The sequence below is a fragment of the Corynebacterium sp. p3-SID1761 genome (genome assembly GCF_055862885.1).
Map to the genome: position 1 here is coordinate 40,120 of NZ_JBSQBJ010000017.1, position 6,209 is coordinate 46,328.

The following is a 6,209-nucleotide window of genomic DNA, read 5'->3' on the forward strand; positions in this document are numbered from 1 at the left end:
CGCCTCCTGTTCCGCTTCCCTGGCAAGGCTACCCGCGGGTCTGCAATACTTTTAAGCCAAAGGGGGATGGTTCAGACCTTTAGGGGGAATGTGGGTTTGGAGACGTGGGGGCGTCACGAAGCAAAAACCACAACGCTGCTTATAGAGGGGAAGAGACTCCCGCCCGGCGCACGGCGTGGACTCGGGCGCGGGCAGCGGTACTACAAGATTGCGCCGGGGATCTACGCCGAGCGCGCGCGATGGGAGGCACTGTCGCGCGACGATAAACTGCGACTACACGGGATTGCACATGTGCTGAGCTGCACGAACGGGATCCTCTGCGGACAGTCCGCAGCGTTGATGTGGGGGCTGCCGATCGCCAGGCGGGCTGACCCGAACGCGGAGATCGGCTTCCATCCGCCGGAAGGGACAACCGCGAAACTGCAGCTCCGAACCCCACGGCCATTGCACGCGACCGCCGCCAAACGTGCTGAAACGCTGCAAATAGAAACCTCGAACGGATTGCGGGAGGTGCGGCTCACCGGCGTTAACGATACGATCATCGATCTCGCTCGGTGGCACAGTGTGGCAGACGCAGTCGTGGCCGCAGAGTTCGCAGCCCGAGCCGCAATGGGCGGACTGGGAACTCCGGAGTTCATAGCGGAATTGCGCGCCGACGCAAACGGACTGCGGAGACTCCGGAGGATTGCGAAGGCGAGGGAAGCGCTTCGGCTGATCAATGGCGCGTCCGAGAGTCCACGGGAATCCGCGCTGAAGGTGAAGCTCTGGGAGGCCAGACTACCTGCGCCTATGCAACAAGTGGAGCTGCACTACGAGGGCTACTTCGCAGGTCGGGTGGACTTTTTCTATCCGTGCGGGCTGGTGATCGAATACGACGGTCAGAGCAAGTACCAACCCGGTCAGGCCGGCGGCCTGTCCGGTGGCCTGTCCGTCAGGATGTCCAGCGGCCTGTCCGGTGGCCTGCCTGGCGGGATGGTCAACGAAGAGGTGTTCGCAGCGCGGCAAATCATCAGCGAGCGGGCACGAGAGCGCAAACTGCAGAATCTCGGTGCGCGGATTTACCGAGTGGACCGCGATAACTTCCGCGACGGCACTGCCGTGGCAGACATATGCAGGATCCACAGGCAGATGACGCAGCATGGGCTCGAGTTTCCCGCCGCCAACTACCGGGGAGGCGTGCCAGCGTGGGAAGCCCCGTGACGGCTAAGCGATTCTCAGCCCGTTTAAGCGATTTTTGATGCGCCGGCAGGGGCGGGGGCGCGCCGATCAGCCAGGCGAGCAGGGGAGGTTTTGCACATTTTCCGACACTCACGACGCGGAATGTCCAGAATTCCACGTCTTAAAATATAACTAATCTATTTGCACAGGTCAGAGCGTCGCAATTTTGTGCTGCACACTCGCTACTTTCAATAACTCGTAGATTTTGGACATCCACACTTTAGCCCGAGCCAGCAGCTGCGCGATGTGTGACCGATGGGGTTGATGTGACGGCTTTCGGGGGGGGCGCCCGCGAAAGGGAGCAAGAAACGGCGGGGTGAGTGGCGCGAGGACGGAGAATGAGAGCGCCGAGGTTGGGAACGGTAGCGCCGAGGTTGGGGACGGCGGGGAATCGGCAGCGCGGAAAGTGGAAACAGCGAAGCGGACGATAAACTGGGGTGCCATGACCGATGATCAGGAAAACACCGGCGCAGACAATGACGTTCGCGCAGGTCAGGGACTCCAAAGTGCTGCAGCGGACCTGTCTTTTAAGGTATGCACTCGCTTGGCTGACAGCCTCGGCGCGCGAGGCGCCAGCACACGCACAGCCCACGGAGGCGTAGCCGGGAACGCAAGCACCAGCAGCGACACAACCGGAGAGGCCACAACCCACGGAACCGCAACCGGGAGCGCAAGCACCAGCAGCGACACAACCGGAGAAACCACAGCCCACGGAGGCGTAGCCGGGAGCGCAAGCACCAGCGACGACACAACCGGAGAAACCACAACCCACGGCCCCTCCCGCGAAAAGGGAGAAGCGGGACCGCTGGGGCGTACGGGCGTCATAGAAACACCGCATGGGACGATCCGCACCCCCGCGTTCATCCCGGTGGCGACAAAAGCAACGGTGAAGACCCTCACGCCCGAGCAGGTGCGATCGACGGGTGCGCAGGCCATGCTTTCGAACGCGTACCACCTATATCTGCAGCCGGGGCCAGACATCGTAGACGAAGGCGGCGGGCTCGCGGAATTTGAGAACTGGCACGGACCGACGTACACGGACTCCGGCGGCTTCCAGGTCATGAGCCTCGGCGTGGGCTACAAAAAAGTCCTGGCCATGGACACAAAAGGCCGCAGCGAGGCAGACATCATCCAGCAGCAAAAGAAGCGCATGGCTGTGGTGGACGAGGACGGCGTGGATTTCCGCAGCGTCATCGACGGCAGCAAGCACCGCTTCACGCCGGAGGTGTCGATGCAGATCCAGCACCAGCTGGGCGCGGACATCATGTTCGCCTTTGACGAGCTGACTACCCTGGTGAATACACGCTCCTACCAGGAGGAATCCGTCGCCCGCACGCACCGCTGGGCCCGCCGCTGCCTGGCGGAACACCAGCGCCTGACGGACATTCGCCAACACCGGCCACTGCAGTCCCTTTGGGGCGTGGTGCAGGGCGCACAGTACGAGGATCTGCGGCGGCAGGCAGCGCGCGGCCTGGTGGAGCTCTCCCGAGAGGCGGAGGCCCAGGGCAACCGCGGGTTCGGCGGCTTCGGCATCGGCGGCGCGCTGGAGAAGGAAAACCTCGGCACGATCGTCCGCTGGGTCGCCGAGGAACTCCCGGAGGATAAGCCCCGCCACCTGCTGGGTATATCGGAGCCAGATGACCTGTTCACCGCGATCGAGGCCGGCGCCGACACGTTCGATTGCGTCGCGCCCACCCGCCTGGGCCGCCGCGGTGGCGTGTACACGCTCGACGGTCGCCTGAATCTTATAGGCGCTCGGTTTAAGAGGGATTTTTCTCCTATTGACGCCGAAGTAGGCGGCTACGTCTCGGAGAATTATTCGCGCGCGTACATTCACCACCTGCTAAAGGCGAAGGAATTCCTCGCTGGCACGCTGTGCACGCTGCATAATCTGCACTTTATGGTGGGGCTGGTGGACCGGATCCGCGAATCCATGGAGCAGGGGCGTTTCTATGAGTTCCGGGAGGAATTCATGTCTCGCTACTACGGCCCGACTTGGCAGGAGCGTCTGGGTCAGCACTAGCGGGCCAGGCCGGATGGTCGGCGGGCAGGCGCGGGAATGCATGTCGCGCGCCCGCGCGCTAGCGCACGCGCTCCAGCGCCCGGCCTTCGTTGTCGAAGCGCTGAATGGCGCCGGAGCGGAAGTCCCGCTCCAGCTGCGAGCCTTCAATGTCAAAGGTCGGCAGCACGCGATCCAGCCACTTGGGCATGTACCAGGTGGCTTTGCCAAGCAGCATCATCATGGCGGGGATGAATGTCATGCGCACCAGAAATGCATCGAATAGCACGGCAGCGCCCAGTGCGAAGCCGAAGATCTGCACGAACGGCAGTGGCTGGAAAATGAAGCTGGCGAATACGCCGATCATAATGAGCGCCGCCACCGTCACAACCTTCGCACCCATGCCGAAGCCGAAGATCACGGAGTCTTCCACGGGTGTGTACTTGGAGCTTTTGGCAGCCTCGAAGGATTCGTGCTTGAAGCGTTCTCGCATGCGCGAAACGATAAACACCTGGTAATCCATCGCCAGACCAAAGGTCACGCCGATGAGGAAGATCGGCATAAAGCTGATCAGTGGTCCCGGCGAGTCCCACAGGCCGCCCCAGCCTTCCTGCCACACCAGCACGGTCAGGCCGAAGGCGCCACCGACGGAGAGCAGGAACCCGAGTGCGGCCATGATCGGCACGGTGATGCTGCGGAAAATCATCAGCAGCAGAACCAGCGCCAAGCCGACAACCAGCGCCAAGTACACCGGCATGGCGTTTGAAAGTTGTGTCGTAACGTCCTGCTGAATGGGGATCAGGCCGGTGATGCCCATGTCCACGCCGGTTTCGTTCTCGATCACGCTCTGTTGGCTACGCAACGCATGGATCAATGCGGCGGTGCCTTCGTCGGTCGGCCCGCCCTCGGGCGTGATCAGCAGTTGCGCGGTCAGCCCGTCTTCACTCTGGCCGATCAGCTGTGCATGCTTCACATGGATGTTGCTGCCGAGGTTCTCCATCGTGTACATGAATGACGCCTGCGCGGCGGCCTTGCGCAAGTCGCCAGCACCCTGCCCAGCCTCGCCCTGTTCAGCCGCGCTCTGACTTGCCTCGCCCTGCCCAGCCTCGCCCTCAGCCGGCTTGTTGGCCTGCATGTCCGCCTGGCCGGTGATGTAGGTGGCAAGTGCGGGCGAATCCGGGTTTGCATTCTCGCCGTTGACTACCACCAGGAACGGGGCGTTGCGCCCTGGCCCAAAGCCGGCCTCTGTCATCTCGGCGGCCTTGCGCTGGGTGGAGTCCACGTTGGACGTCTTGTCATTCGGCAGCGAAAGCTGCAGATTCAGCGCGGGCAGGGTCAGCGCTGCCAACGCCAGCATGACCACTGCAATGGAAATGCCAGGGAAGTTGTACACCATCCTGATCCACCGGCTCGCCAAGCCGTGCTTGCGCTTATTGTCGTCCACGCGCTGGCGCTCGCCGCGCACCGCGCGCGCCGTAGCCGCCGCGGTTGCGCCAGCCCCGTCGCCCTCTGCATCAGCGCGTACAGCACGCCCGCTTCGGTTGCCCAGCCCCGCTGGACCACCGGTGAAGTACCCGTGCGCCGCATCCTCCCCCGCGAGGGCGGAGGCGTACTGCGACCCGAACGTGGCGTCCTTACGAAAGACCCGCGAGCCGCACGCACCAAGCACAGCAGGCAGGAACGTCAGCGCCACGACCACGGCGACAACCACGCTAACGGCCGCGAAGTATCCCATGTACGACAGGAATGGGATGTTCGCCAGGCGCAGGCCCAGCAGCGCGACGGTCACGGTCAGCCCGGCGAACACCACTGCCGAACCCGCGGTGCCTGAGGCCAAACCAATCGCATCCGGGCGCGAGCGCCCCTGCCGCAGTTCGTCGCGGTAGCGCGACATGATGAACAGCGCGTAGTCGATGCCAACGGCCAGGCCAATCATCAGCCCCAGCGTCGGGGTGATGGAGTTCAACGGCAGGAATGCCGTCGCCCCCACCGTCACGAGTGCGCCGATACCCACACCCACAATCGCGGTAATCAGCGGCAATCCCGCCGCCAGCAGCGAGCCAAATGTAAAGGCCAGAATAACGAGCGCGACCACCACGCCCGCGATCTCGGAGATCGGTTCGACAGCGATCGGATCGCCGAAGCCGGGGCCGCCGACCTCCACGGTCATGCCCGCGTCGCGCGAGACCTGGATAGCGTCGTACACCGCCTGGCGGTCTTCTTTGGTCACGTCGGCAGGCAGGGGCACATCGTAGCTGAAAGACATGGTGCCGTAGCGCCCGTCGGCGGAGTACATCCGCAGATTCTCGGCGTCGGACTTCGCGGTAGCTTCGGGCAGCCCTTGCTTCGTCATCTGCTCGACCAGCATCGTGCCGAGCTTCTTGTTGAGGGTTACGGGGTTGCCGAACTGCATGCCCTCTTTGAAGTCGGGCACGTTGTTCTTCAGCGACGCCACAGTCTCATCCATCGCCGCCATCAGCTCTGGGTCTTCGAGTTTCTTCCCGTCGGGGGCTTCAAAGACTACGTTGACGTCGGTGGATTCAGCCGGGTTCTTGGTGCCTGGGAATTTCTCCTGCAGCATCTCGGTGGCATGTGTGGAGGGGACGTCTTTGATTTCAAAAACGTCGTTGAAGCCCTTTTGGAACCCGAGGGCGGCTGCGGCGATGCCGACGAGGAGCAGTAGCCAGGCGGCGATCACCCGCTTTTTGTGTAGGTAGGACCATCGCCCAAGGTTAAACAGGATTTTCGCCACTGGTTGACCTTCCGCCGGCTTGTGAGGTGTGTAGTTGAGCTGCGCAACATTCGCAGATAGTTCTCGAAATATACATCCTACCGTAGCTAAATCCGCAGGTGGAATGTTACCAATGTTACGCGTGTTGCAGAAGTTTCCAACCAGGCTGGCGGGCTCTGCAGCGCCCCACAACTAAAAGAAAACGGGTTAAGTAAAGAAAAGTGTGTCCGCATGCCACCATAACCCCAGACCACACACCAC

General features: G+C 62.5%; 3 protein-coding genes. 2 read left to right on the top strand and 1 reads right to left on the bottom strand.

The features are described from left to right. Positions 1 to 90: 90 nt before the first annotated feature. On the top strand, positions 91 to 1,200 hold the full coding sequence (locus tag ACWXWJ_RS08475) for a hypothetical protein (protein WP_473964129.1): 1,110 nt from the start codon (positions 91 to 93) through the stop codon (positions 1,198 to 1,200). Positions 1,201 to 1,660: 460 nt separating this feature from the next. Then, complete coding sequence (gene tgt, locus ACWXWJ_RS08480) at positions 1,661 to 3,241, top strand: tRNA guanosine(34) transglycosylase Tgt (protein WP_473964130.1); 1,581 nt, start codon at positions 1,661 to 1,663, stop codon at positions 3,239 to 3,241. A gap of 58 nt (positions 3,242 to 3,299) precedes the next feature. On the opposite strand, the gene ACWXWJ_RS08485 is transcribed toward tgt, so the two are convergent. After that, positions 3,300 to 5,969 carry an MMPL family transporter gene (locus ACWXWJ_RS08485; RefSeq protein WP_473964131.1) on the bottom strand — a complete coding sequence of 890 codons (2,670 nt, stop codon included), beginning with the start codon at positions 5,967 to 5,969 and terminating at the stop codon, positions 3,300 to 3,302. Positions 5,970 to 6,209: the final 240 nt, after the last annotated feature.

Bases quoted from the DNA above. Each gene is read 5' to 3' on its own strand.
- tgt (WP_473964130.1), top strand. From the start codon at position 1,661: ATGACCGATGATCAGGAAAACACCGGCGCAGACAATGACGTTCGCGCA.